At 66.8% G+C, this 584-nt stretch carries 1 protein-coding gene and 1 pseudogene; one reads left to right on the top strand and one right to left on the bottom strand.

The window, feature by feature from the left end; all coding sequences use genetic code 11:
* Positions 1-452, top strand: a pseudogene (locus tag U9979_RS18965) (hypothetical protein); the annotation flags it as partial.
* Here U9979_RS18965 and U9979_RS18960 read toward each other — a convergent pair.
* Positions 389-584: tetratricopeptide repeat protein (locus U9979_RS18960; RefSeq protein WP_322780441.1), on the bottom strand; the 196-nt coding region annotated here is incomplete at its 5' end. The pseudogene U9979_RS18965 and the gene U9979_RS18960 sit on opposite strands and share 64 nt — an antisense overlap.

Here is a 584-nt window from a genome sequence, read left to right as displayed (position 1 = left end):
GTGGCCTACGAAGTAGTCCCGTTCAGCGAGCTGCTACACCACCCAGCGGCAACCACCCAGCGGCAACCACCCGGCGGCTCGACGAGGTACGAGCGCTACGGCTGCGCCGTCGCGACGCGACGGACCTCGCGCTGATGCGGGTGGACCAGCTGGAACAGGACTCCGCCGTGGTCGACTTCGCCACCCGCATGCTTGCCGGCCTGGTCCGCACGGGGCACACCGCCGTCCTACGGCAGGCGTTGCCCGACGCCCTGCCCTGGACGACGTTCCTGCCAGCGGAGGACCTCGACGCCTTCTTCACCGAGTTGATCGAAACAGCACGCGGCGCGATGACGCTGAACACACTGGCTCCCATCGCCCTTAATCAAGTGATGAAAAACCGTCATATCTATTTGTCAAGATCGGACAGATTGCGTCGGATCAGGACGACTGACGGGTGGTCGGGGCCGTAGACAGCCTCGTCGATCGCCAGCGCCCGTGCGTACAGCGGCAGCGCGTCGGTGGCCCGCCCCAAGGTTCGCAGCGCTTCTGCCTGGTTGTTCAGGTCGGTGGCGACGGCGGGGTGGTCGGGGCCGTAGGCGGCC

The sequence above is a fragment of the Protofrankia sp. Cas4 genome, from assembly GCF_963555915.1.
Lineage (GTDB): Bacteria > Actinomycetota > Actinomycetes > Frankiales > Frankiaceae > Protofrankia.
Note: the sequence above shows the minus strand (reverse complement) of the source record. Positions and strands in the feature narration are given on the sequence as shown.